Raw genomic sequence first — 24,899 nt, 5'->3', positions numbered from 1 at the left:
ACTCAATGTGGAGAAAGGCTATTTTAACTTTTACAGGATTGTGCGGCGCGTGGTTTGGCTATACGTTATACCAGCGGATAGGAGGCTTAGTAACGTGGATGCCACAATGGTTGAGTGATGGTTCTTTACCAGGAATGGCTGTTTGGATGTTAGCGGGAGCGGTGGTATTTATGGTTGGCTGCTCATTCGCAGGGGCGTCCGTGGCGAATCGATTGCAGCAGGGTATTGAAGGTTTGGTACGAATTCCGATGAATGAGATGATGGCAGGTGTCATGGGCTTAGCGGTGGGGCTGATCCTTTCCTTGGCAGTTTATCCACTCTTTTCAGGGTTAGGGGCACCTGGTTTACTTATCCAGACCGCGGTTACCTTGGTATGTGGATATGTGGGGTTGATGGTTGGGCTAGAAAAACGGGACGAGTTGTCATCCTTTTGGAGTTCAGGCTTTTTTGGTCGGGGAACGGATGTAGAAGAACGCAAGTTGGAGGAACATAAAATTTTGGACACCAGCGTCATTATAGATGGGCGTATTGCGGATATCTGCAAGACAGGTTTTATTGAAGGGACCATTGTGATTCCTGAATTTGTGTTGGAGGAGCTTCAGCATATCGCAGATTCTTCAGATTTACTTAAGCGTAATCGTGGGCGGCGGGGTCTGGATATTTTGAATAAAATTCAAAAAGAGCTAGATGTGAATGTGCTCATCTATGAGGGGGATTTTGAGGAAATTTCAGAGGTCGACAGTAAGCTGGTTAAGCTTGCAAAGGTGTTGCAGGGTAAAGTTGTAACTAATGATTTTAACCTGAATAAAGTATGCGAACTTCAAGGTGTGTCTGTGCTGAACATTAATGATTTGGCGAATGCAGTGAAGCCTGTCGTACTGCCCGGTGAGGAGATTATGGTGCAGATTATCAAAGATGGCAAGGAGCATGGGCAAGGTGTCGCTTATCTGGATGATGGTACGATGATTGTTGTGGAGGGTGGACGTGACTATATTGGCTCTCTCATGGAAGTACTGGTCACAAGCGTACTTCAGACCTCTGCGGGCCGTATGATCTTTGCTAAACCGAAATTATTGGAAAAAGCTCAATAAACGAGGTATGATGAAGTAGATGTGTTATCATACGGATCGTCCAAGTGCGATCAGGGCAGGAGTTATTTGAATGAACAATCAGGTAGGAGTCGTGATTGTGGCGGCCGGGCGCGGCTCCCGTATGGGAACGCAGGAGAGCAAGCAATTTCTGCTTTTGCGAGACAAGCCCATCTTCATACATACACTTGAAATATTCGCAGCAATGCCTGAAGTGGATGAAATGGTGATGGTTACTGGAGCTGGAGATGTGGAACGCTGCAGAGACTGGATTCATCAATACAAGATTGGTAAAAATGTACGGGTGGTGGCTGGTGGCAGTGAACGCCAGCATTCGGTTTATCGCGGTTTGCGCCACTTGCGAACAGATTGGGTGATGGTGCATGATGGTGTGCGGCCATTGATTCAACCTGAGCTTGTACGTTCATGCCTGGAGGCTGCTCAGCGTACTGGTGCTTCTGTAGCGGCAGTACCTGTAAAGGATACGATCAAGCAAGTGAACGGGGATGGTATCATTACAGCAACGCCGGATCGCCGTAGTCTGTGGAGTATTCAAACGCCACAGACTTTTCGTCTTTCCGATCTGCTGCGGGCCTATGAAGAAGCGGAGCAGACAGGATTTTTGGGGACAGATGATTCCATGCTGGTGGAGCGGCTAGGCATTCCGGTTACTGTCGTTCAAGGCAGCTACAAGAATATCAAAATTACTACGCCTGAGGATTTGGAGATGGCGGCGTTATGGGTAAAGACAGAGGGAGAGGATATCAAATGATTAGAGTGGGGCAAGGATTTGACGTCCACCAGCTGGTGGAAGGAAGGCCATGCATCATCGGAGGCGTAAATATTCCGTATGAAAAAGGTTTACTGGGTCATTCCGATGCAGACGTGCTGCTGCATGCCATTAGCGATGCTATCCTGGGTGCGCTTGGCTTGGGAGACATCGGAAAGCATTTTCCAGATAATGACCCTGAATTTAAGGACGCGGATAGTCTTAAGCTACTGGAGCATGTGTGGGGGCTGGCTAAAGAGCGGGGATACCGATTGGGGAACATCGATTCTACAATTATTGCGCAGAAGCCCAAGATGGCATCGTACATCCCGCAGATGAATGAAATCATCGCCCGGGTGCTGGAAGCAGAGGAGTCATCCCAGGTAAATGTCAAGGCGACGACGACGGAGCAACTCGGGTTTACCGGGCGAAGCGAGGGAATCGCGGCTCAGTCGGTTGTCTGTCTAATCAAGTAAATGCTATCATCTTGAGTAATTCTATTTGGAGGAGATTATATGAGCACGGAAGTTCGTGTACGCTATGCACCAAGTCCAACAGGACATCTGCATATTGGAAATGCCAGAACGGCATTATTTAATTATTTGTTTGCCCGCAATCAAGGCGGGAAATTTATTATTCGCATTGAAGATACAGATGTGAAGCGCAATATTGAGGGCGGAGAAGAAAGCCAGCTTAAATATTTGAAATGGTTGGGTATGGACTGGGATGAAAGTATAGACGTGGGCGGCGAGTTTGGACCTTATCGCCAGACCGAGCGCTTGGACATCTACAAAACATACTGGCAGGACTTGCTGGATCGCGGTTTGGCATACCGCTGTTATTGCACGGAAGAAGAACTTGAACGCGAGCGTGAAGAACAGATGGAACGTGGGGAGACACCACGTTACTCAGGAAAACACCGTGATTTAACAGAAGAACAGTGTCAGGCGTTTGAAGCAGAGGGCCGTGTACCAAGTATTCGTTTTCGCGTACCAGAAGATCGTGAATATACGTTTGATGATATTGTTAAAGGTCAAATTACGTTCAATTCCAAAGAAAGCGGCGATTTTGTTATCGTCAAAAAAGACGGTATTCCGACATATAACTTCGCTGTAGCGGTTGACGACTATTTGATGAAAATATCGCATGTACTACGGGGTGAGGATCATGTATCCAATACACCGCGGCAGTTGATGATTTTTGAAGCTCTCGGCTGGGAGCCTCCACGCTTTGGTCATATGACGCTGATCGTAGGCGAGGATCACAAAAAGCTCAGCAAACGAAATGAATCCATTATTCAGTTCATGGAGCAGTACGATAAGCTGGGCTATCTGCCGGAAGCTATATTCAACTTTATTGCATTGTTGGGCTGGTCTCCGGAAGGCGAGGAAGAGATCTATGATCGGGAACAATTAATCTCGATTTTCGATCCTAATCGTTTGTCCAAAAGCCCAGCTGTATTTGATACAAACAAGCTTGCTTATTTGAATAATCATTATATTAAAAAAGCTGATCCTGAACGGATTGCCAGTATGGCAATTCCACATTTGCAGGCAGCAGGACTGTTGCCGAATGATTTATCGGCTGAACAACAGGATTGGGCTAAAGCTCTTGTCCGCTTATACCAAGAACAAATGACTTCAGCGTCTGATATTGTGGCGTTGTCTGAGTTGTTTTTTCGTTCACATCTGGAGTTGGATGCTGATGCGGCGGCTGTTCTGGCTGAAGAACAGGTTCCTGATGTACTTAGAGCCTTTGCAGCTAAGGTTGAAACGAGCGAGGAATTTACAGCTTCACAAATGGCCAAGCTGATCAAAGAAGTCCAAAAGGAAACTGGTTTTAAGGGGAAACAGCTGTTCATGCCGATTCGTGTGGCCCTTACAGGTCAAACTCATGGACGGGATCTGAACGAGACCATCTATCTACTTGGACGTGACAAGGTATTGGACCGTCTTAAGGCACAAATTAAAGGCTGATATTTCTTGTCAATTTGTTGTCTTTTCGCTATAATGACTCCATTGATATGGATTGATACTTACGTGTAAAGGCTGCGAACAGGAGAAGTACACTGCATAAGGGCATCTGCCAGAGAGGACGGTCGAGGGGAAACCCCAGGCTGAGAACCGTCTAGATGACCTGCGGAGGAAATGCGCCTGGGAGCCGTGCGCCCGAACCCTCGTTAGCCTACAATGCTAATGTGGCAAGGGCTTGCCGATTCGTTCCCGTTACAGGACGCCAAAGACGGACTTTTCTGCTTTTTTTGTAGCAGATATGTTCGAAGCAGAGTGGGACCACGTATATGCGTCTCTGCAGCCTAGGCTGCGGAGGCGCTTTTTCTTTTTTATCAGATTCAGACTCGCTGTAGACTGAAAATTGTCGAAGAATGCTGGTGACTACGAAAATTGGCAAAATGTGAAGTGTGATGCGGCAAGGATATGGAGGGAATAGGAGGGCGACATGTTCAGGCATTTCAAATCCGATATTCAAACTGTTTTGGATAATGATCCGGCCGCCCGGAGTAAGCTGGAAGTCATTTTTACGTATTCTGGCGTTCATGCCCTTTGGGCACACCGAATTGCACATTGGTTTTATTTGCGAAAGTGGTGTACTCTAGCCCGTGTTATATCCCAGGTATCGAGGTTTATGACAGGAATTGAAATTCATCCTGGCGCTCGTATTGGAGATCGGCTGTTCATTGACCACGGCATGGGTGTTGTCATTGGCGAAACCTGTGAAATTGGCGATGATGTCGTATTGTATCAGGGGGTTACTCTTGGAGGAACTGGAAAAGAGAAAGGGAAGCGCCACCCCACCATTGGGAATAATGTCGTTATAGGCTCCGGTGCAAAAATATTGGGTTCATTTACGATTGGGGCGCAATCCAATATTGGCTCCAACTCGGTTGTGCTAAAAGAAGTTCCGCCAAACAGTACGGTAGTGGGTATCCCCGGGCGAGTGGTCAGACAGGATGGCAGACGTCCAGATCGACTTAGTCACCAGCTGCCTGACCCGGTCGTCGATTCCATACGGTCTCTTCAAATGGAAATAGAACGATTACGAGCAGAATTGTCTGATTTGAAGGAGGAGCAATCTGCTCAGAAACATCAGGTGACCCAAGAGAATAAATTACAAGGATAATTTTCATGAGGGAGGAACATAACGATGTCGCTTCAAATTTATAATACAATGACGAGGAGCCGGGAGCCTTTTGTGCCACTGGAGCCTGGAAAGGTTAAAATGTATGTATGTGGTCCTACAGTGTATGATTACATTCATATTGGTAATGCACGACCTGTAATTGTGTTCGACGTGGTACGCAGCTACTTGGAGTATTTGGGCTATGATGTAAACTATGTGGTGAATTTTACGGACGTTGATGATAAGTTGATCCGCAAAGCTCGGGAACTTAATATGGAGGTTCCGGCAGTTGCCGAGAAGTTTATTGCTGCCTATCATGAGGATCTGACAGGATTGAATGTTCCTGCTGCCAGCATAAATCCTCGTGTAACCGAAAGCATGGATCTGATTATTGATTTTATCAAGGACCTGGTAGACAAAGGCTATGCCTACGAGAATGATGGTGATGTCTTCTACCGGACCAAAATGTTTAAAGACTACGGACAGCTGTCAGGCCAAAATTTGGAGGAACTCCAGTTTGGGATTCGCATCAATGTGGATGAACGCAAGGAGAATGCCGAGGATTTTGTACTCTGGAAAGCAGCGAAACCGGGAGAAATTTACTGGTCAAGTCCTTGGGGGGATGGACGCCCAGGCTGGCATATCGAATGCTCTGCTATGGCTCGTCACTATTTGGGGGATACACTGGATATTCACGGAGGCGGACAGGATCTGCAATTTCCGCATCATGAATGTGAATGCGCACAATCCGAAGTGATTACGGGTAAACCATTATCTCGCTACTGGATGCATAACGGATATATTCGCATAGATAATGAAAAAATGTCGAAATCACTCGGTAACGGTATTTTGGTTAAAGATCTGCGTGCTCGTCACAAGCCCGAAGCTTTACGTTATTTTATGCTGTCGACACATTACCGCAACCCTTTGAACTACAACCAAGAGACGATGAGTCAGGCGGAGAATAGTGTCGAACGGATTGCCAATGCAGTCGCCAATGTAAAGCATCGTTTATCCATGGCTTTGAAAGGTAATGAAGCAGTATCGGCTGAGCTGCAAATGAAGCTTGACGGGATATTACAGCAATTTGGCGAAAAAATGGATGATGATTTCAATACGCCTGATGCGATTACTGCGGTGTTCGAATGGGTCAGCGAAGCCAATCTTTTGTTGCAGCGTGATGTTGTCAATCAGGCGGAATTGCAAGCGGTGCTGCATACCTTCCATTCGATGAATACGGTGCTTCGCATTTATTCGGAACCGAGTGAAGAACTGCTGGATGACGAAATTGAGCAGTTAATTGCAGAACGTGTCGAAGCTCGTAAAACTAAAAACTGGGGTAGAGCTGACGAAATTCGTGATCTGTTAGCTACTAAAGGCATTGTGCTTGAAGATACGGCGCAGGGTATGCGGTGGCGGCGGAAATGAGTAATAAGCCACTGAACTCAGGAGCTGTGGAAGGCGCAGGAAACTGGTTTCCGTATCCTGCGTCCAAGCCGGCTCGCTTGATGCCCCCCATTGCGTTAGCTTACATTGGTGATGCAGTGTATGAGGTGGCTGTCCGGCAATATCTGTTGGCACAGCCCAACCTGCGTCCCAATCATTTACATCGACGAGCTACAAGGCTTGTCTCCGCCAAAGCACAGAGCCGTATGTTGGGATTGCTAGAAACGGTGCTGACGGATGAAGAACGTGATATTGTCCGACAAGGAAGAAATGCCAAATCAGGGAGCCTGCCCAAAAATGCTGATGTGCTTGAGTATCGGCATGCCACGGCGCTGGAAGGCTTGATTGGTTATCTTTATTGTGATGGACATTTGGACAGATTGAGAGAGTTGATTACGTACGGAATTGCACAAATGGAAAATGCAGAAAAATCATAAATTGGAGACGGATTGAACGAATTGATATCGACCGTTTCCCGGGAGGAAGCTAGAGATGGAAGAAGAATGGATTGCCGGTAAGCATTCGGTAACAGAGGCGCTGCGTTCAGGCAGGACGATAAATAAAATATGGATTGCGGATAATGCACAAAAGCATTTGACACTGCCGATTACGGCTGAGGCGAAAAAAGCAGGAATCATTGTTTTGCAGGTGGACAAGCGTAAGCTCGATCAAATGGTTCCAGGCATTCAGCATCAGGGAGTGGTCGCGCAAGCTGCACCTTTTGCCTACGCTGAGGTGGAGGACTTGCTTGCTAGTGCTCGCGCTAAGGGAGAAGAGCCGTTTTTGATTTTGCTGGATGAGATTGAAGACCCTCATAACTTGGGCTCTATCCTTCGTACGGCGGACTGCACTGGAGCACACGGTATTATAGTGCCGAAAAGGCGTTCAGCAGCTGTAACTGTAACGGTGTCTAAAACATCGGCAGGTGCTGTGGAGTACGTCCCGGTGGCGCGTGTGAGCAATTTGGGACAAACCATTGACCGTCTTAAAGAAGAAGGTGTATGGGTAGTTGGCACGGATGTTACAGCAACCGATCCCGTCTTTGGGAATGGAGTATTCACCGGTCCCGTAGCGATTGTCATTGGTAACGAAAATAAAGGAATGGGCCGTTTGATCCGCGAGAAATGTGATGTACTCGTCAAGCTGCCAATGGCGGGACAAATCAATTCCCTCAATGCTTCTGTAGCTGCAGGTGTCGTCATGTACGAAGTTTTGCGCGGACGACAGGCACGGGGCTAACGATATGGCTGACACGCGGGATGTTCTGCTTGTGGACGGTTACAACATGATTGGAGCCTGGCCCGAACTTTCCGCACTGGTACAATCTGGTATGCAGGAAGCGAGGGACAGACTTCTTGAACGACTGGCGGATCATCAGGCGTATTCGGGCAGAAGAGTCATCGTCGTATTTGATGCTTACAGGGTGCCAGGATTAGGTAAAACCTTTGCCCAGAGCAAAGTCCAGATTTATTTTACGAGAGAAAAAGAGACAGCCGACGAGTGCATCGAGCGATTAGTTCGTGAGCTGAGCAGCAAGAGGAGAAGCATTTACGTAGCGACAAGTGATCAGGTAGAGCAGCATGTGGCCTTTGGCCAGGGAGCACTCAGAGTATCGGCACGAGAATTACTGATCGAGATTGAGGAATCTGAAAGGGAAGTCCAGAAGCGAATCCAGCAGGATAACGCCAAATTGTCCCGCAATTCGCTGGATGGCAAGCTGAGTCCGGAGCTTCGAAAGTTGTTTGAACGCTGGAGAAGAGAATGATCCAGTAATTGGGATACTCTCCATTTTGAAACCATTGACAATTTTGTTAGCGCTCTTCTTTTTTAGGTTGTTGTGGTTGACGGTATCAGGTTACATCGCGTATACTTGTCGTATATTTGAGAGAGTAACGGGTACCTTGCGTTGCAGCCGGAGGGATTGTTAGTGAGTGTGGACCTCAAGGATATCATGTTGTCAAAGTTTGATTACAAAAATGATGAAGACATTGTCGGAGCAGTCCATGAAGGTGATGGGGAAGCGCTGGAGTTTCTGATTAACAAATATCGAAACTTTGTGCGGGCCAAGGCCAGATCCTACTTCCTGATTGGGGCTGATCGCGAGGATATTATTCAGGAGGGCATGATTGGTCTCTACAAATCCATCCGTGATTTTAAGGGAGACAAGCTTGCTTCGTTCAAGGCTTTCGCCGAGTTGTGCATAACACGACAGATTATTACGGCAATTAAGACGGCTACACGACAAAAGCACATTCCTCTGAACTCTTACGTATCTCTGGACAAGCCCATCTATGATGAAGAGTCAGACCGGACGTTGCTCGATGTGATTTGCGGAACACAAGTAAGTGATCCTGAAGAGCTGATTATCAATCAGGAAGAGTTTGTGGGTCTTGAGGACAAAATGTCCGAGATTCTGAGCGAGCTAGAACGCAAGGTACTTATGTTGTATCTGGACGGACGTTCGTATCAGGAGATTGCTGAAGATCTGGATCGTCATGTGAAATCCATCGATAACGCGCTGCAACGGGTCAAACGTAAACTTGAAAAGTATCTGGAAGTAAGGGATAGTTGAAAGTAGAGGCTGACATGGAAAAGGCTCGAGTTTGAGTCTTTTTTTATTCGTTTTGGGTATGCTGTGCAGGTTTATAAGTGTTGTAAATGATTTATACTAAAAAAGATGAATAATAGATATCGCTTTGATTTTGAAGCAGTATTTCAGAGAACAGCTTCAAAGGATGGACAGATGTAAAAATGCACCACAACCGGGACTGCGAAATGTATGCAAACATTCGTTGACATGGAAAACCCCGTGTGATAAAGTGTTTTAGGTAGGCCTAAATTCGCGGTTTTTTTTAGGATCAATTATGAGACTTCCGGTGTTGGATGTCTTCGGGAGGTGCACATCATGCGGGTAATTATTACTTTGGCTTGTACAAATTGCAAACAAAGAAATTACACAACGACGAAAAACAAGCGTAATCACCCCGACCGCATGGAGATGAAGAAATTCTGTAAGTCCTGTAACGAACAGACTTCTCATCGGGAAACCAGATAGTTTTTGGAGGTGTAGTCGGCGTGAAACGCAGTTTCAAGTCTCTGTTTTCCTTTTTCTCTGAAAGCTGGGCTGAACTCAAGAAAGTTCGCTGGCCCAATCGTAAAGAACTGACCAACTATACGCTGATTGTCATAGGGACGATTGCGTTCGTCACGATTTATTTTTGGGTTCTCGATATCGGCATTTCCGCTGTGATCGAAGCGATTATCTAGGAAGGGTTCCAGGTGGCTTGATATGGAAAAAAGATGGTACGTCGTTCATACCTATTCAGGGTATGAGAACAAAGTCAAAGCCAATTTGGAAAAACGCGTTGAGTCCATGGGCATGGAAGACAAGATATTCCGTGTTCTTGTTCCTATGGAAGAAGAACTGGTAACCAAGGACGGTAAGAAAAAAACCGTTATGCGTAAAGTCTACCCTGGTTATGTCTTAGTCGAAATGGTCCAAACCGATGATTCTTGGTATGTTGTACGCAACACACCAGGTGTTACGGGGTTTGTAGGATCGACAGGCTCGGGTTCCAAACCGACGCCATTGCTTCCAGAAGAAGTTGAACAGATTCTGAAGCATATGGGCATGGTAGAGCCGAAACCGAAGATTGAATTCGATGTTAAGGAATCCGTGCGAATTAAAGTTGGTCCTTTTGCGAATTTTGTGGGCTCCGTGGAAGAAATTTTGGTTGAGAAGAGCAAGCTTAAGGTTCACGTCAACATGTTTGGACGGGAAACCCCGCTTGAGTTGGATTATACTCAAGTGGAGAAAATATAGATTTTTCTTACAGGTTTCTTGTGGGAGGATCGATAGATCCGTCTACCACTATTGAGTCAAGGAGGTGTCATCCATGGCAAAAAAGGTAATTAAAATGGTAAAACTGCAGATCCCTGCAGGGAAAGCTAATCCAGCGCCTCCAGTAGGTCCAGCTTTGGGTCAAGCAGGTGTCAACATTATGGCATTCTGTAAAGAGTTCAATGCTCGTACTGCTGATCAAGCAGGCCTGATTATTCCGGTTGAAATTTCGGTATTTGAGGATCGTTCTTTTACGTTCATCACCAAAACTCCACCGGCTGCTGTTCTGTTGAAAGTTGCTGCTAAAATCGAAAAAGGTTCCGGTGAACCGAATAAAACGAAAGTTGCAACTGTAAATCGCGCTGCTGTTCGTCAAATTGCAGAGCAAAAAATGCCTGACCTTAACGCAGCTTCCGTAGAATCGGCAATGCGTATGGTTGAAGGTACTGCTCGTAGCATGGGTATCACCATCGTAGATTAATTTTATTAATCTACGTGTGCCGGCAGTTTGACTGTCCGGCAGTGTGGGAGGAATATCCGCTAATACCACATAAGGAGGAAAAATATTATGGCTAAACATGGTAAGAAGTACCTGGAAGCTGCTAAGCTGATTGATAGCGAAGCAACTTACGAGCCTTTGGAAGCCGTTGAATTGGTGAAAAAGGCTGCGACTGCTAAATTTGACGAAACCGTTGAAGCAGCAGTTCGTCTGGGCGTAGATTCCCGTAAACAAGACCAGGCTGTTCGTGGTGTTGTTGTCCTGCCACATGGTACGGGTAAAACACAACGCGTTCTGGTATTTGCAAAAGGTGACAAAGTGAAAGAAGCGGAAGCGGCTGGCGCTGATTTTGTTGGCGATCAAGATATGATCAACAAAATCCAACAAGGCTGGTTCGAATTCGATGTCTGCGTTGCGACACCTGATATGATGAGTGAGGTTGGTAAACTGGGTCGTTTGCTCGGTGGTAAAGGTTTGATGCCTAATCCTAAAGCAGGTACAGTTACTTTCGACGTTGCCAAGGCTGTTCAAGAAATTAAAGCCGGTAAAATCGAATACCGTCTCGACAGAACCGCTCAAATTCATGCGCCAATTGGCAAAGCTTCCTTCAGTGCTGAACAACTGAACGAGAACCTTAAAGCCTTGATTGAAGCCTTGAACCGTGCGAAGCCAGCGTCTGCTAAAGGTGTATACCTGAAAAACATCGCTATTTCTTCGACTATGGGACCAAGTGCACGTGTGAACACATCTGTTTACAGATAATATTTCGGTTGACACGTTCAATCAAATTTGTTATTCTGTAAAAGTTGTGAGTCCTTGTGACTGACCGTTAAAGTTGAATATGCTTACCGTAGACAGTAGGTGCTTTCGGGCTTAATTTCCTACCGAGGTGTTATGATAGAACGTTTCATGCGACGGGCTTGTCCCGTCCATGTGGATTTATCAAGCCTTCGTACTCTACGGAGGCTTTTTTCATGCTCATGAAAACGACTTTGGTAGAACGCCAGAATGGGTGTTTCGAACAAAGTAGATAAATTGATCAGGAGGTGTACAGTTTGGCAAATGCAAAGGTGATTCAAGCAAAACAAGAAGCTGTTGAAGTTGTAGCTGCAAAATTGCGCGAGAGCGTAACAACTGTAGTTGCAGACTATCGCGGTCTGAATGTTGCCCAAGTAACTGAGCTGCGTAAGCAGCTTCGCGAAGCCGGAATCGAATTTCAAGTGCTGAAAAACACACTGCTCCGCCGTGCAACTGCGGCAGCAGAATTGACTGAACTGGACGCAGTATTGACAGGTCCTACTGCAATCGCGTTCGGCAAAGATGATGCAGTGTCTGCAGCTAAAATCTTGAACGATTTCGCTAAGAAAAACAATGCATTGGAACTGAAAGGTGCAGTTGTAGAAGGTCGTGTGATCGGTGTTGAGGAAATCAAAGCGCTGGCAGAACTGCCATCCCGCGAAGGTCTCCTTTCCATGCTCCTCAGCGTGCTTCAAGCTCCTATGCGCAACTTCGCGCTTGCGGTTAAAGCTGTTGCAGATAAAGAAGAGCAAAGTGCATAAGTTGGGATTTAAACCTGCTGTATAGCAGTTAAGAACAAAAAAATACGAATTTAAATGGAGGTTCAACCATGAGTAAAGAGCAAATCTTGGAAGCGATTAAAGGTATGTCCGTATTGGAACTGAACGATCTCGTGAAAGCAATCGAAGAAGAATTCGGCGTAACTGCAGCAGCTCCAGTAGCTGTAGCAGGTGGCGCAGCAGGTGGCGCAGCAGAAGCTGAGCAATCCGAGTTCGACGTAATCTTGACAAGCGCTGGCGCTTCCAAAATCAACGTTATCAAAGCAGTTCGCGAAATTACAGGTCTTGGCCTGAAAGAAGCAAAAGAACTGGTTGACAACGCTCCAAAACCATTGAAAGAAAAAGTTGCAAAAGAAGAAGCTGAATCCGTTAAAGCAAAATTGGAAGAAGCAGGCGCTTCTGTAGAAGTAAAATAATTGACTGCTCTTTAGCAGACAATGAATTAAAACAAACCCCTTGAGGTGATCTTCAAGGGGTTTGTTGCTGTAAAGCGGTAGTACAAACAGGTCTGAAATATTATTCTAAAGGCTATGATGTTAGTATAACCGTACAACCGAAAGAGGTGGGCGTGAATGGCTGATCATTATTACTCCAGACGGCCAGAGACGGCACATGAACGGCGAAGTCTAGAGACGGTGCTGCGTGGACGTTCCTATCGATTTGCCAGCGATTCAGGCGTTTTCTCAAAGCAGGGGATTGATTATGGGAGTCGTGTGTTGATTGAAGCTATGCAACTTCCTGCAAATGCCTCGGTATTGGATGTAGGATGTGGTTACGGACCGATTGGTTTGACGGCGGCTACGCTTGTCCCGGACGGACACGTTACAATGGTTGATATTAACGAGCGAGCCGTTCAACTAGCGATAGAGAATGCGGAGCGTAATGGAATTAAAAATGTCACCATTAAGCAAAGTGATTTGTTTGCAGAAGTGCAACACGAACGTTTTGACGTGATCTTGACGAATCCTCCTATACGTGCAGGGAAAGAAACGGTTCATACCATATTTGAGCTTGCGTATGAGCATTTAAATGAGGGTGGAGCTTTATGGGTCGTCATTCAGAAAAAGCAGGGTGCTCCTTCGGCGAGCGCTAAAATAGAGAGCCTTTTCGGTCATGTGGAAGAAGTTACGAAGGATAAAGGTTATCGGATTTTAAAGGCTGAAAAAAGTTTTAGAAAAATGCAATAGGACCATTGACTTGAATCCTGGTCTGTGATATCATTATAAAATGTCAGTATTAGGATGCCCTCCATGGCTTTAGTTTGTTGAAATGTCAATAGATTTATGCGTAACAGGGTATAGTATTTATATCTCTTACGTATAATATAACCATTTTGGGCAAATCTACAAGTGATGAAGATCTTCCGGTATGAGGATTCTGCAGATACGTCGCTCTTTTTTCGAATGCATTCGAGTAAGGGCTTTTCTGTATTTGTAAGATCGAATCATCTGTATGTGTCTTATTATAAGGTCACAAACAGAGGTTCGCAATGTATTTTTAAAGTGAGTAGACATGAGGGGTGAGTTTAAGTTGGCAGGACATCTTGTTCAATATGGTCGACGCACTCGGCGCAGTTATGCACGTATTAATGAGGTACTCGAGGTTCCCAACCTGATTGAGATCCAACAAAAATCCTATGATTGGTTTTTGGAGGAAGGATTACGGGAAATGTTTCGGGATATTTCTCCAATTCAAGATTTCACAGGGAATCTGATTCTGGAGTTTATCGATTACTCTCTCGGAGAACCCAAATATACCGTTGACGACGCAAAGGAACGCGACGTTACGTATGCAGCACCGCTTCGGGTAAAAGTCCGGCTTATTAATAAAGAAACCGGGGAAGTGAAAGAGCAGGAAGTATTCATGGGAGACTTCCCGCTGATGACTGAAACGGGTACGTTTATTATTAACGGTGCGGAACGGGTTATTGTCAGCCAGTTGGTTCGCTCTCCCAGCGTCTATTTCAGCACAAAAGTCGACAAGAATGCGAAAACAACATACACCGCAACGGTAATTCCTAACCGGGGGGCTTGGCTCGAACTGGAGATGGATGCGAAGGATATTATCTATGTCCGGATTGACCGTACCCGTAAAATTCCGGTTACGGTGTTGCTGCGTGCGCTTGGCTTTGGCACTGATGCTGAGATTCTGGATTTGCTCGGCAATGACGAATATATCCGCAACACACTTGATAAAGACAACACGGATTCCACGGAGAAAGCGCTGATTGAAATTTATGAGCGTCTTCGTCCGGGTGAGCCACCAACATTGGATAACGCAAAGAGCTTGCTTGTTGCACGCTTCTTTGATCCAAAACGGTATGACCTGGCCAACGTAGGCCGTTACAAAATCAATAAAAAGCTTCACATCAAAAACCGTCTGTTCAATCAACGTCTTGCTGAGACACTGATTGATACGACAACTGGTGAAATCATCGCTGAAGCAGGGCAAATGGTAGACCGCCGCCTGTTGGACGAGATTTTGGCACAACTAGAAGAGTCGGTTGGACATCGTACGTATCATGTTGCTAGTGGCGTATTGGAAAGCAACGATATTCCGCTTCAAACGATCGATGTATTCTCGCCAATTGAAGATGGTAAAGTAGTGAAGCTGATTGCCAATGGAAATATCGATAAATCGGTTAAGAACATTACGCCTGCCGATATTATTTCCTCCATCAGTTATTTTATTAACTTGCTTCACGGAATCGGAAGTACAGACGACATTGACCATTTGGGTAACCGTCGTTTGCGTTCTGTAGGTGAGTTGCTGCAAAATCAGTTCCGTATTGGTCTGTCCCGTATGGAACGCGTGGTACGCGAAAGAATGTCAATTCAGGATGCTAATGTAATTACGCCACAGGCGCTGATTAACATACGTCCGGTCATTGCGTCGATTAAAGAGTTCTTTGGTAGCTCCCAGCTGTCTCAGTTCATGGATCAGACAAACCCGCTTGCTGAATTAACGCACAAACGTCGTCTGTCTGCACTCGGACCCGGCGGTTTGACGCGCGAACGCGCGGGCATGGAAGTACGTGACGTCCATCCGAGTCACTACGGCCGTATGTGTCCTATCGAGACACCAGAGGGACCAAACATTGGTTTGATCAACTCTTTGTCCACTTTCGCACGTATCAACGAGTACGGATTTATCGAAGCTCCTTATCGCTGGGTAGATCCGAAAACCGGAAAAGTTACAGATCAGATTGATTACCTGACTGCTGATGAAGAAGATAACTACATCGTTGCTCAGGCAAATGCGGAATTGACGGAAGAAAACACCTTTAAGGATGAAATCGTTATTGTCCGTTATAACAAGCAGTCTGATAACATTATTCCGATGGCAAGTAGCCGTGTTGATTACATGGATGTATCGCCTAAACAGGTCGTATCGGTCGCTACTGCACTGATTCCGTTCCTGGAGAATGATGACTCGAACCGCGCATTGATGGGTTCCAACATGCAGCGGCAGGCTGTTCCACTACTGATTCCGAAAGCGCCTTTGGTAGGAACAGGGATGGAACATAAGTCTGCAAAAGATTCTGGTGTTTGCGTTGTGTCCAAGTACAACGGGGTAATTGAACGTTCTTCGGCTAACGAAATTTGGTTGCGTCGTATTGAAAATGTAGATGGTACTGAAGTAAAAGGCGATATTGTTAAGTATAAATTACACAAATTTATGCGTTCTAACCAAGGAACATGCATCAACCAGCGTCCAATCGTAAACAGAGGCGATATTGTCAAGGTTGGCGATATTCTAGCGGATGGTCCATCCACAGAAATGGGCGAGTTGGCATTGGGACGTAACGTTGTCGTAGCGTTCATGACTTGGGAAGGTTACAACTACGAGGATGCGATCTTGCTGAGCGAGAAGCTGGTTAAAGAGGATGTATACACCTCGATCCATATCGAGGAATACGAATCCGAGGCTCGTGATACGAAGCTTGGACCAGAAGAAATCACTCGTGATATTCCGAATGTTGGTGAAGAAGCGCTTCGTAATCTAGATGAGCGCGGCATCATTCGCATCGGTGCGGAAATTGCCGCAGGTGACATTCTTGTTGGTAAAGTAACACCTAAGGGCGTGACTGAGCTGACAGCTGAAGAACGTCTCTTGCATGCAATCTTCGGTGAGAAGGCGCGCGAGGTTCGCGATACTTCCTTGAGAGTTCCTCACGGAACTGACGGGATCGTTGTAGATGTTAAAGTATTTACACGTGAAAATGGCGATGAGTTGCCACCGGGTGTAAACCAGTTGGTACGCGTATACATTGCTCAAAAACGTAAAATTTCTGAAGGCGATAAAATGGCTGGACGTCACGGTAACAAGGGTGTCGTTGCCCGTATTCTGCCTGAAGAAGATATGCCATTCTTGCCGGATGGCACCCCAGTGCAAGTCGTACTGAACCCGCTGGGCGTACCTTCACGGATGAACATCGGACAGGTGCTTGAAGTGCATCTGGGTATGGCTGCAATGCGTCTTGGTATTCATGTGGCAACTCCAGTATTCGATGGTGCCAAGGAGTATGACGTATTTGATACGATGGAAGAAGCGGGTATGCAACGCAATGGTAAGACGGTGTTGTATGATGGACGTACAGGTGATCGTTTTGAACGTGAAGTTACTGTCGGTGTCATGCACATGATCAAACTGGCGCACATGGTCGACGATAAGATCCATGCCCGTTCTACAGGTCCTTACTCTCTCGTTACGCAACAGCCGTTGGGTGGTAAAGCCCAATTCGGTGGTCAGCGCTTCGGGGAGATGGAAGTATGGGCACTGGAAGCCTACGGTGCAGCGTACACGCTTCAGGAAATTTTGACTGTGAAATCTGATGATGTGGTTGGACGTGTTAAAACTTACGAATCCATCGTCAAAGGTGAAAATGTCCCTGAACCGGGTGTTCCTGAATCATTCAAGGTCTTGATCAAAGAGCTGCAAAGCTTGGGTATGGACGTGAAGATTCTGTCTGAAGACGAACAAGAGATCGAAATGAGAGAGCTTGATGATGAAGATGACACAACTGGCGATAAGCTGAGTTTGAATCTGGAAGGCTCTGAGGTTGGCGTAGAGTAATTTGACTGCTGACTGACTCATATCAGCTTTGTTATATGCCTCGATCCATTTTTGGATGGATCAGGCTTCTTGATACCGCCCGGTGCTGCCGGGCGGTATCAAACCTAAAAACTCAGGATTTGGTTAAGGAGGGTTGCTCCTTGTTGGACGTTAACAATTTCGAATATATGAAAATCGGGCTTGCTTCCCCCGAAAAGATTCGTTCTTGGTCCCGCGGAGAAGTCAAAAAACCGGAGACGATTAACTATCGTACGCTTAAACCGGAAAAAGAAGGACTATTTTGCGAGAAAATTTTCGGACCTACGAAAGATTGGGAATGTCACTGTGGTAAGTACAAACGTGTACGCTATAAAGGTGTTGTCTGTGACCGTTGTGGAGTAGAAGTTACTCGCGCTAAGGTTCGCCGTGAGCGTATGGGCCACATTGAGTTGGCAGCTCCTGTATCGCACATTTGGTACTTCAAAGGCATTCCGAGTCGTATGGGTCTTGCTCTTGATATGTCTCCAAGATCTTTGGAAGAGATCATTTACTTCGCATCTTATGTTGTAACCGATCCAGGAGATACGCCTTTGGAGAAAAAGCAACTCCTGTCCGAGAAAGAATACCGCAGCTATCGTGAGAAATATGGCTACGGATTCCAGGCAGGAATGGGTGCTGAAGCGGTTAAAAAGCTTCTTCAAGATTTAGATATAGACAAAGAATTGGAATTTTTGAAAGAAGAGCTGCGTACAGCTCAAGGGCAACGTCGAAACCGTGCGATCAAGCGCCTTGAAGTTATTGAGGCATTCCGTAACTCTGGCAACCAACCGGATTGGATGATCATGGACGTACTGCCTGTTATTCCTCCTGAGCTTCGTCCAATGGTACAGTTGGATGGTGGACGTTTTGCTACTTCTGACCTTAATGATCTGTATCGTCGTGTTATTAACCGTAATAACCGTCTGAAACGCTTGTTAGATCTGGGTGCGCCAGATATTATCGTGCAAAATGAAAAACGGATGCTGCAGGAAGCTGTTGACGCTCTGATTGATAATGGTCGTCGTGGTCGTCCTGTTACAGGTCCGGGTAATCGTCCTTTGAAATCCCTCAGCCACATGCTGAAAGGTAAACAAGGACGTTTCCGTCAAAACTTGCTCGGTAAACGTGTTGACTACTCCGGTCGTTCCGTTATCGTAGTAGGTCCGTACTTGAAGATGTACCAATGCGGTCTGCCAAAAGAGATGGCGCTGGAGCTGTTTAAGCCTTTTGTTATGAAAGAACTTGTTAACAAAGGTTTGGCACACAACATTAAGAGTGCGAAGCGTAAAGTAGAGCGTGTGAGTGCTGAAGTATGGGATGTGCTCGAAGAAGTAATCAAAGAACATCCGGTTCTTCTAAACCGTGCCCCTACGCTGCATAGATTGGGTATTCAAGCGTTTGAACCGATCTTGGTTGAAGGTCGTGCAATTCGTTTGCATCCACTCGTATGTACGGCGTATAATGCCGACTTTGACGGTGACCAAATGGCGGTTCACGTTCCGTTGTCTGCAGAAGCTCAAGCGGAAGCTCGTTTGCTCATGCTGGCATCCGGCAACATTTTGAATCCAAAAGACGGCAAGCCTGTTGTTACCCCTTCCCAGGATATGGTCCTTGGTTCATTCTATTTGACTATGGACAACAAGGAAGAAGAGGGAAGCAACATGATCCTTCGCAACCCGAATGAGGCTATCTCGGCTTATCAACGTGGAACAGCGGGTCTTCATGCTCGTGTAGCTATTCCGGTTAAGGCTTTGAATAAAACTAGCTTTACAGAGAAGCAACAGGATGCAATGTTGATTACAACCGTGGGTAAAATTATCTTTAATGAGATTTTCCCGGCAAGCTTCCCGTACATCAATGACGCTACTCGTGCCAACCTGCTCTATGGTACTGCTGAAGAGTTCTTTGTTTACGATAAGGGTGTAAACCTCACTGAAGCCATCCAGAACGCTCCGCAAGCTAGTGGAGTGGGCAAGGATTACCTTGGTAATATCATCGCCCGTTGCTTTGAGATTTACCATACGACAGAAACTGCTGTGATTTTGGATAAAATCAAACAGCTTGGCTTTACGTATTCTACTCGTGCAGGTGTGACGGTTGCTGTGGCAGACGTAGTTGTACCTCAAGAGAAACAGGATATTCTTAAAGCGTCTGATGATAAAGCGCAAGTCGTGACCAATCAGTACCGTCGTGGTCTGATTACGAACGAGGAACGCTATGATCGGATTATTGATATTTGGTCCAAGGCCAAAGACGATATTACAGACATTTTGATGAAATCCATGGATCGCTACAACTCTATCATGATGATGGTTGACTCCAAAGCGCGTGGTAACAAATCTCAGATTACCCAGCTTGGCGGTATGCGTGGACTGATGGCGAATCCATCGGGTCGTATTATCGAGCTCCCAATTAAATCGAATTTCCGTGAAGGTCTGACAGTACTCGAGTACTTCATCTCCACTCACGGAGCGCGTAAAGGTTTGGCGGATACAGCGTTACGTACGGCTGACTCCGGTTACCTGACTCGTCGTCTCGTTGATGTGGCACAAGATGTTATCGTGCGCGAAGATGACTGCGGAACGGATAAAGGCTTTACAGTAAGCCGCATCCAAGACGGTAAAGAAGTCATTGAGGACCTGTACGATCGTCTGGAAGGTCGTTATTGTTTCGAAACCGTACGTCATCCTGAGACGGGTGAGATCTTGGCTAGACGCAACGAATTGATTGACTCCAACAAAGCTGAGGCGATCGTCAAAGCTGGTGTGGATAAAGTTCAAATTCGTTCCGTGCTAAGCTGCCGTGCCAAACATGGCGTCTGCAAAAAATGTTACGGCCGTAATCTGGCTACTGGCAAACACGTTGAGATTGGTGAAGCGGTTGGTATTATCGCGGCTCAATCCATCGGTGAACCAGGGACACAGCTCACCATGCGTACGTTCCACACAGGTGGTGTAGCGGGCGACGATATCACACAAGGTTTGCCTCGTATCCAGGAGCTTTTTGAAGCACGTAATCCTAAAGGTCAGGCAACCATCAGTGAAATTGACGGTGTAGTTAAAGAAGTTCGTGAAGGGAAAGACCGTCGCGAAATCGACATTCAGGGTGAAGCTGAAACAAAAACCTATTCGGTCACTTATGGTTCACGTTTGCGCGTAAGCGAAGGCATGACTGTTGAAGCCGGGGACGAACTGACGGATGGTTCGATTGACCCTAAAGAAATGCTGCGTATTAAAGGTATTCGCGGGGTGCAGAACTATATCCTTCAGGAAGTTCAACGTGTATACCGGAACCAAGGTGTTGAAATCAACGACAAGCACGTAGAAGTTATGATTCGTCAAATGTTGCGTAAAATTCGTATCATTGATGCGGGTGACACAACACTACTTCCAGGTTCATTTGTGGATGTACATGAGTATGAAAATGCAAACAAGATAGCGATTCTCAGCGGCCAAGAACCAGCGGTAGCCAAACCGGTTCTCCTTGGTATTACCAAGGCCTCTCTGGAAACGGACTCCTTCTTGTCAGCAGCTTCCTTCCAAGAAACTACTCGTGTCCTGACAGATGCAGCTATCAAAGGAAAAGTCGATCAGTTGCTTGGATTGAAAGAGAATGTAATTATCGGTAAATTGATCCCTGCGGGAACAGGTATGAATCGTTACCGTAGCGTGAAATTTGCCCAGCCTGAAGAGGGGCAATCCTCATCTGAGGAACTCGAACCCATTTCAGCTGAGTAGTAATATAAAAATAATATGATAAGCCCGGAACACCGTAGATATAAGCTTTGGTAAAGGCTGTAGCAACGGTGCTCCGGTACTTCTTATAAAAATGTAACGTATTACTGTGTTTAAATAGATTATAGTTGATAATTGTCTTGACATTGTTCATAGTCAATGCTAATATAGCAAAGGTGCGTGAGCAGCCTATATGCTATTGGGTCTTTTCGGAGGAATGAGATATGTCTAAAGAACAGGGACTGCAAGATGCTCATGTCAAAATCGGTACCAAACAAACCATTCGTATGGTAGAAATGGGCTTCGCCTCGGAAGTATATGTGGCAGAAGATGCAGATCAGCGTTTCACTTCCAACATCATTGATTTGTGCAACAAGCACGGGGTCAAAGTGACTCTCGTAGATACAATGAAAAATCTCGGAGCTGCATGCGGGATTGAAGTGGGAGCCGCGATGGCTGCTATCGTAAAACAATAGGGTAAGGAACGTTTTTGTCTAGGGAATCGTTATTCTTGGCGGCAAAGACTTTTCATTTGTTCTTTTATGAACCGCCTGGGTCTGTGGGCTTAGATAAGGTTTGTAAAGTAACAGCAAAAATTGAGGAAGGGGGTGGCAACCAACATGCCAACTATTAATCAACTGGTTCGTAAAGGACGTCAAGCCAAAATCGAGAAATCGAAATCACCGGCTTTGCAAAAAGGTTTTAATGCCTTGAAACGTGAAGCTACCGACATCAGTGCCCCGCAAAAACGCGGAGTTTGCACTCGTGTAGGTACTATGACTCCGAAAAAACCAAACTCCGCACTTCGTAAATATGCTCGTGTTCGCTTGACGAACCGTGTAGAGGTGACTGCTTACATTCCAGGTATTGGACATAACCTTCAAGAACACAGCGTAGTGCTGATTCGTGGCGGTCGTGTAAAAGACCTTCCGGGTGTGCGTTACCACATCGTTCGCGGTGCTTTGGATACTGCAGGCGTAAACAACCGCATGCAAGCTCGTTCCAAATACGGCGCAAAACGCCCTAAAGCTAAAAAATCCTAATGAATATAAACCGCGTATGCAGGTTTAACATGTAAGAAAGGGGGATATCCATGCCACGCAAAGGTCCAGTTACCAAAAGAGACGTGTTGCCAGATCCGGTATACAACAGCAAGTTGGTTACTCGCTTGATCAACCGCATCATGCTCGACGGAAAACGAGGCGTTGCTCAAAGCATTCTGTATAATGCGTTCAAGCTTATCCAAGAACGTACGGGTAATGACCCGATGGAAGTATTTGAAGCAGCTATCAAGAATATCATGCCAGTCCTGGAAGTTAAAGCACGCCGTGTCGGCGGTGCCAACTACCAAGTACCAATCGAGGTAAAACCAGAAAGACGTACGTCCCTGGGATTACGTTGGCTCGTAAACTACTCCCGCAACCGCGGCGAGAAAACTATGGAAGAGCGTTTGGCGGCTGAGATTATCGATGCTTCCAACAACACAGGCGCTTCCGTGAAGAAACGTGAAGACACGCACAAAATGGCTGAAGCGAACAAAGCGTTTGCTCACTATCGTTGGTAGGATTCAGCTAAAAAAAATAACTTCAATTTTGAAGGGAGACCCATTTCATGGCAAGAGAGTTCTCCTTGAAAAATACACGTAATATCGGGATCATGGCTCATATTGACGCGGGTAAAACCACAACAACAGAGCGGATCTTGTTCTACACAGGCCGTACGCACAAAATCGGTGAAGTTCACGAAGGTGCTGCGACAATGGACTGGATGGAACAAGAACAAGAGCGCGGAATCACGATTACTTCCGCTGCGACGACCGCTGCCTGGAAAGGTCACCGCGTCAATATCATCGACACCCCGGGGCACGTTGACTTCACTGTTGAAGTTGAACGTTCCCTTCGTGTATTGGACGGAGCAGTTGGTGTTTTCAGTGCGAAAGAAGGCGTTGAGCCTCAGTCTGAAACCGTATGGAGACAGGCTGATCGCTATGGCGTTCCACGGATCGCATATGTAAACAAAATGGATATTATCGGTGCCGACTTCTTGAACGTTGTAGCTGATATGCGTGATCGCCTTCAAGCGAACGCAGTTGCTATTCAACTTCCAATCGGTGCAGAAAATGACTTTTTAGGTATCATCGATATTGTTGAACAAAAGGCTCATATGTACAAAGATGACCTTGGTCAAAATATCGAAGAAGCCGAAATTCCTGCGGACTACAAAGACAAAGTTGAGGAACTCCGCAACGAATTGATCGAGAAGGTTGCTGAACTGGATGAAGATTTGACTATGAAATACCTTGAAGGCGAAGAGATCACGGTTGAAGAAATTAAAGCCGCTCTCCGTAAAGGTGTTGTAGAAGTTAAGATCTTCCCAGTTATCTGTGGATCTTCTTACCGTAACAAAGGTGTTCAGCTGATGCTGGATGCAGTTGTTGATTACCTGCCAGCTCCTATTGATGTACCAAGTATTCAAGGTCATCTGGAAGATGGAACGGAAGTTGAACGTCATTCTTCTGATGAAGAGCCTTTCTCCGCATTGGCCTTCAAAATCATGACGGACCCTTACGTTGGTAAATTGACATTCTTCCGCGTATATTCCGGTGTTCTTCAATCCGGTTCTTACGTATTGAATGCAACAAAAGGCAAACGCGAACGTATCGGACGTATCCTTCAAATGCATGCGAACAGCCGTCAAGAAATCACTGAAGTATACTCCGGTGACATTGCGGCAGCCGTAGGTTTGAAAGATACAGGTACAGGTGATACACTGTGTGATGAGAAGAATCCTGTTATTCTCGAATCCATGAACTTCCCTGATCCGGTTATCGAAATCGCGGTTGAGCCTAAAACCAAAGCTGACCAAGACAAAATGGCAGTTGCACTCGGTAAGTTGACCGAAGAGGATCCAACTCTTCGCGCTTCGACTAACGAAGAAACTGGTCAAACTATCTTGGCAGGTATGGGTGAGCTTCACTTGGACATTATCATTGACCGTATGCGTCGTGAGTTCAAAGTGGAAACCAATGTTGGTAAACCACAGGTAGCATACCGTGAAACATTCCGTGCTCCAGCACGTGTTGAAGGTAAGTTTGTTCGTCAATCCGGTGGTCGTGGTCAATATGGTCACGTATGGGTTGAGTTCGAACCACTTGAGGCAGGTACTGGTAGCCAGTTTGAAAGCAAGGTTGTCGGTGGCTCTGTTCCAAGAGAATACATCGGACCTGCACTTGCTGGTATTGAAGAGCAAATGAAGAACGGTGTCCTTGCAGGCTTCCCGCTTGTGGACGTTAAAGCTACAATTGTGGATGGATCATACCATGATGTCGATTCCAATGAGATGGCATTTAAAATTGCCGGTTCAATGGCGCTGAAAGCAGCGAAAGACAAATGTAAACCTGTATTGCTTGAGCCGATTATGAAAGTTGAAGTAACGGTTCCAGAGGAATACATGGGAGACGTAATGGGTATGTTGAACTCCCGTCGTGGTCGGATTGAAGGTATGGATTCCCGTGGCGGTGCCCAAATTATTCGTGCAATGGTTCCATTGTCCGAAATGTTTGGATATTCCACTACACTTCGTTCCGGTACACAAGGACGCGGTGTGTTCTCCATGGAGCTTCATCACTATGAAGAAGTTCCGAAGAGCATTGCTGAAGAGATCGTTGCCAAAACCAAAGGCGGCGAGTAATACAGTGTATTAGCTGATCGGAT

24 protein-coding genes and 1 other annotated feature are annotated in these 24,899 nt (G+C 46.1%); all 24 genes read left to right on the top strand.

What is annotated here, in order from left to right:
- The first annotated feature begins 5 nt into the window (after positions 1-5).
- The 24 genes from MKX36_RS22210 to fusA all read left to right on the top strand — a co-directional run bounded on the left by MKX36_RS22210 (position 6) and on the right by fusA (position 24,876).
- Positions 6-1,091, top strand: a complete 1,086-nt coding sequence (locus tag MKX36_RS22210; protein WP_017427900.1) for a PIN/TRAM domain-containing protein — start codon at positions 6-8, stop codon at positions 1,089-1,091.
- A 70-nt stretch (positions 1,092-1,161) separates the two neighbouring features.
- Positions 1,162-1,860: a 2-C-methyl-D-erythritol 4-phosphate cytidylyltransferase gene (gene ispD / locus MKX36_RS22205; protein WP_290405381.1), complete on the top strand. Its 699-nt coding sequence runs from the start codon at positions 1,162-1,164 to the stop codon at positions 1,858-1,860.
- Positions 1,857-2,333, top strand: coding sequence for a 2-C-methyl-D-erythritol 2,4-cyclodiphosphate synthase (gene ispF / locus MKX36_RS22200; protein WP_016818638.1), 477 nt, complete (start codon positions 1,857-1,859; stop codon positions 2,331-2,333). The genes ispD and ispF overlap by 4 nt, the downstream gene beginning before the upstream one ends.
- 39 nt (positions 2,334-2,372) lie before the next feature.
- On the top strand, positions 2,373-3,833 hold the full coding sequence (gltX, locus tag MKX36_RS22195) for a glutamate--tRNA ligase (protein ID WP_167438749.1): 1,461 nt from the start codon (positions 2,373-2,375) through the stop codon (positions 3,831-3,833).
- A gap of 481 nt (positions 3,834-4,314) precedes the next feature.
- Positions 4,315-4,995: a serine O-acetyltransferase gene (gene cysE, locus MKX36_RS22190; protein ID WP_013373284.1), complete on the top strand. Its 681-nt coding sequence runs from the start codon at positions 4,315-4,317 to the stop codon at positions 4,993-4,995.
- 24 nt (positions 4,996-5,019) lie between these two features.
- Positions 5,020-6,423: a cysteine--tRNA ligase gene (cysS, locus tag MKX36_RS22185; protein WP_107735229.1), complete on the top strand. Its 1,404-nt coding sequence runs from the start codon at positions 5,020-5,022 to the stop codon at positions 6,421-6,423.
- Positions 6,420-6,878, top strand: a complete 459-nt coding sequence (locus MKX36_RS22180) for a Mini-ribonuclease 3 (RefSeq protein WP_107735228.1) — start codon at positions 6,420-6,422, stop codon at positions 6,876-6,878. The genes cysS and MKX36_RS22180 overlap by 4 nt, the downstream gene beginning before the upstream one ends.
- A gap of 55 nt (positions 6,879-6,933) precedes the next feature.
- On the top strand, positions 6,934-7,680 hold the full coding sequence (gene rlmB, locus MKX36_RS22175) for a 23S rRNA (guanosine(2251)-2'-O)-methyltransferase RlmB (protein WP_025365931.1): 747 nt from the start codon (positions 6,934-6,936) through the stop codon (positions 7,678-7,680).
- 4 nt (positions 7,681-7,684) lie between these two features.
- Complete coding sequence (locus MKX36_RS22170) at positions 7,685-8,206, top strand: NYN domain-containing protein (RefSeq protein ID WP_016818643.1); 522 nt, start codon at positions 7,685-7,687, stop codon at positions 8,204-8,206.
- 162 nt (positions 8,207-8,368) lie between these two features.
- Positions 8,369-9,013: an RNA polymerase sporulation sigma factor SigH gene (sigH, locus tag MKX36_RS22165; RefSeq protein WP_016324748.1), complete on the top strand. Its 645-nt coding sequence runs from the start codon at positions 8,369-8,371 to the stop codon at positions 9,011-9,013.
- A gap of 333 nt (positions 9,014-9,346) precedes the next feature.
- Complete coding sequence (gene rpmG, locus MKX36_RS22160) at positions 9,347-9,496, top strand: 50S ribosomal protein L33 (protein ID WP_013373278.1); 150 nt, start codon at positions 9,347-9,349, stop codon at positions 9,494-9,496.
- A 20-nt stretch (positions 9,497-9,516) separates the two neighbouring features.
- A complete protein-coding gene (gene secE / locus MKX36_RS22155) occupies positions 9,517-9,708 on the top strand; it encodes a preprotein translocase subunit SecE (protein ID WP_013312170.1) in 192 nt (63 codons plus the stop codon).
- 22 nt (positions 9,709-9,730) lie between these two features.
- Positions 9,731-10,264 carry a transcription termination/antitermination protein NusG gene (gene nusG / locus MKX36_RS22150; protein ID WP_007432596.1) on the top strand — a complete coding sequence of 178 codons (534 nt, stop codon included), beginning with the start codon at positions 9,731-9,733 and terminating at the stop codon, positions 10,262-10,264.
- 73 nt (positions 10,265-10,337) lie between these two features.
- Positions 10,338-10,763, top strand: a complete 426-nt coding sequence (rplK, locus tag MKX36_RS22145; RefSeq protein ID WP_007432595.1) for a 50S ribosomal protein L11 — start codon at positions 10,338-10,340, stop codon at positions 10,761-10,763.
- Positions 10,764-10,850: 87 nt separating this feature from the next.
- Complete coding sequence (gene rplA, locus MKX36_RS22140) at positions 10,851-11,543, top strand: 50S ribosomal protein L1 (protein ID WP_107735227.1); 693 nt, start codon at positions 10,851-10,853, stop codon at positions 11,541-11,543.
- 68 nt (positions 11,544-11,611) lie between these two features.
- Positions 11,612-11,763 (top strand) — a sequence feature (ribosomal protein L10 leader region).
- Between the two features lie 73 nt (positions 11,764-11,836).
- A complete protein-coding gene (gene rplJ, locus MKX36_RS22135) occupies positions 11,837-12,340 on the top strand; it encodes a 50S ribosomal protein L10 (protein ID WP_016818645.1) in 504 nt (167 codons plus the stop codon).
- A 68-nt stretch (positions 12,341-12,408) separates the two neighbouring features.
- Positions 12,409-12,774 (top strand): 50S ribosomal protein L7/L12, encoded by a 366-nt coding sequence (rplL, locus tag MKX36_RS22130; RefSeq protein WP_013373275.1) that lies wholly within the window; start codon positions 12,409-12,411, stop codon positions 12,772-12,774.
- Positions 12,775-12,930: 156 nt separating this feature from the next.
- Positions 12,931-13,545, top strand: coding sequence for a class I SAM-dependent methyltransferase (locus tag MKX36_RS22125; RefSeq protein ID WP_016818646.1), 615 nt, complete (start codon positions 12,931-12,933; stop codon positions 13,543-13,545).
- Between the two features lie 343 nt (positions 13,546-13,888).
- On the top strand, positions 13,889-17,434 hold the full coding sequence (gene rpoB, locus MKX36_RS22120) for a DNA-directed RNA polymerase subunit beta (RefSeq protein ID WP_016818647.1): 3,546 nt from the start codon (positions 13,889-13,891) through the stop codon (positions 17,432-17,434).
- Positions 17,435-17,574: 140 nt separating this feature from the next.
- The gene (rpoC, locus tag MKX36_RS22115; RefSeq protein ID WP_016818648.1) at positions 17,575-21,189 is read left to right on the top strand and encodes a DNA-directed RNA polymerase subunit beta'; all 3,615 of its coding nucleotides are present in this window, start codon (positions 17,575-17,577) and stop codon (positions 21,187-21,189) included.
- Between the two features lie 221 nt (positions 21,190-21,410).
- A complete protein-coding gene (locus tag MKX36_RS22110) occupies positions 21,411-21,662 on the top strand; it encodes a ribosomal L7Ae/L30e/S12e/Gadd45 family protein (protein WP_016818649.1) in 252 nt (83 codons plus the stop codon).
- Positions 21,663-21,806: 144 nt separating this feature from the next.
- The gene (gene rpsL / locus MKX36_RS22105) at positions 21,807-22,229 is read left to right on the top strand and encodes a 30S ribosomal protein S12 (RefSeq protein ID WP_007432587.1); all 423 of its coding nucleotides are present in this window, start codon (positions 21,807-21,809) and stop codon (positions 22,227-22,229) included.
- Positions 22,230-22,279: 50 nt separating this feature from the next.
- Positions 22,280-22,750, top strand: a complete 471-nt coding sequence (gene rpsG, locus MKX36_RS22100) for a 30S ribosomal protein S7 (protein ID WP_007432586.1) — start codon at positions 22,280-22,282, stop codon at positions 22,748-22,750.
- Between the two features lie 47 nt (positions 22,751-22,797).
- Positions 22,798-24,876, top strand: a complete 2,079-nt coding sequence (fusA, locus tag MKX36_RS22095) for an elongation factor G (protein ID WP_016818650.1) — start codon at positions 22,798-22,800, stop codon at positions 24,874-24,876.
- Positions 24,877-24,899 lie beyond the last annotated feature (23 nt).

This window comes from Paenibacillus sp. FSL W8-0439 (assembly GCF_038008995.1).
Taxonomy (GTDB): domain Bacteria; phylum Bacillota; class Bacilli; order Paenibacillales; family Paenibacillaceae; genus Paenibacillus; species Paenibacillus polymyxa.
This window is presented reverse-complemented; position numbering and strand designations above follow the sequence as displayed.

What these genes read in the sequence shown, in the direction of transcription:
- MKX36_RS22210 (WP_017427900.1), top strand. Translation starts at nt 6, where the DNA reads ATGTGGAGAAAGGCTATTTTAACTTTTACAGGATTGTGCGGCGCGTGG.
- ispD (WP_290405381.1), top strand. Translation starts at nt 1,162, where the DNA reads ATGAACAATCAGGTAGGAGTCGTGATTGTGGCGGCCGGGCGCGGCTCC.
- ispF (WP_016818638.1), top strand. Translation starts at nt 1,857, where the DNA reads ATGATTAGAGTGGGGCAAGGATTTGACGTCCACCAGCTGGTGGAAGGA.
- gltX (WP_167438749.1), top strand. Translation starts at nt 2,373, where the DNA reads ATGAGCACGGAAGTTCGTGTACGCTATGCACCAAGTCCAACAGGACAT.
- cysE (WP_013373284.1), top strand. Translation starts at nt 4,315, where the DNA reads ATGTTCAGGCATTTCAAATCCGATATTCAAACTGTTTTGGATAATGAT.
- cysS (WP_107735229.1), top strand. Translation starts at nt 5,020, where the DNA reads ATGTCGCTTCAAATTTATAATACAATGACGAGGAGCCGGGAGCCTTTT.
- MKX36_RS22180 (WP_107735228.1), top strand. Translation starts at nt 6,420, where the DNA reads ATGAGTAATAAGCCACTGAACTCAGGAGCTGTGGAAGGCGCAGGAAAC.
- rlmB (WP_025365931.1), top strand. Translation starts at nt 6,934, where the DNA reads ATGGAAGAAGAATGGATTGCCGGTAAGCATTCGGTAACAGAGGCGCTG.
- MKX36_RS22170 (WP_016818643.1), top strand. Translation starts at nt 7,685, where the DNA reads ATGGCTGACACGCGGGATGTTCTGCTTGTGGACGGTTACAACATGATT.
- rpmG (WP_013373278.1), top strand. Translation starts at nt 9,347, where the DNA reads ATGCGGGTAATTATTACTTTGGCTTGTACAAATTGCAAACAAAGAAAT.
- nusG (WP_007432596.1), top strand. Translation starts at nt 9,731, where the DNA reads ATGGAAAAAAGATGGTACGTCGTTCATACCTATTCAGGGTATGAGAAC.
- rplK (WP_007432595.1), top strand. Translation starts at nt 10,338, where the DNA reads ATGGCAAAAAAGGTAATTAAAATGGTAAAACTGCAGATCCCTGCAGGG.
- rplA (WP_107735227.1), top strand. Translation starts at nt 10,851, where the DNA reads ATGGCTAAACATGGTAAGAAGTACCTGGAAGCTGCTAAGCTGATTGAT.
- rplL (WP_013373275.1), top strand. Translation starts at nt 12,409, where the DNA reads ATGAGTAAAGAGCAAATCTTGGAAGCGATTAAAGGTATGTCCGTATTG.
- MKX36_RS22125 (WP_016818646.1), top strand. Translation starts at nt 12,931, where the DNA reads ATGGCTGATCATTATTACTCCAGACGGCCAGAGACGGCACATGAACGG.
- MKX36_RS22110 (WP_016818649.1), top strand. Translation starts at nt 21,411, where the DNA reads ATGTCTAAAGAACAGGGACTGCAAGATGCTCATGTCAAAATCGGTACC.
- rpsL (WP_007432587.1), top strand. Translation starts at nt 21,807, where the DNA reads ATGCCAACTATTAATCAACTGGTTCGTAAAGGACGTCAAGCCAAAATC.
- rpsG (WP_007432586.1), top strand. Translation starts at nt 22,280, where the DNA reads ATGCCACGCAAAGGTCCAGTTACCAAAAGAGACGTGTTGCCAGATCCG.
- fusA (WP_016818650.1), top strand. Translation starts at nt 22,798, where the DNA reads ATGGCAAGAGAGTTCTCCTTGAAAAATACACGTAATATCGGGATCATG.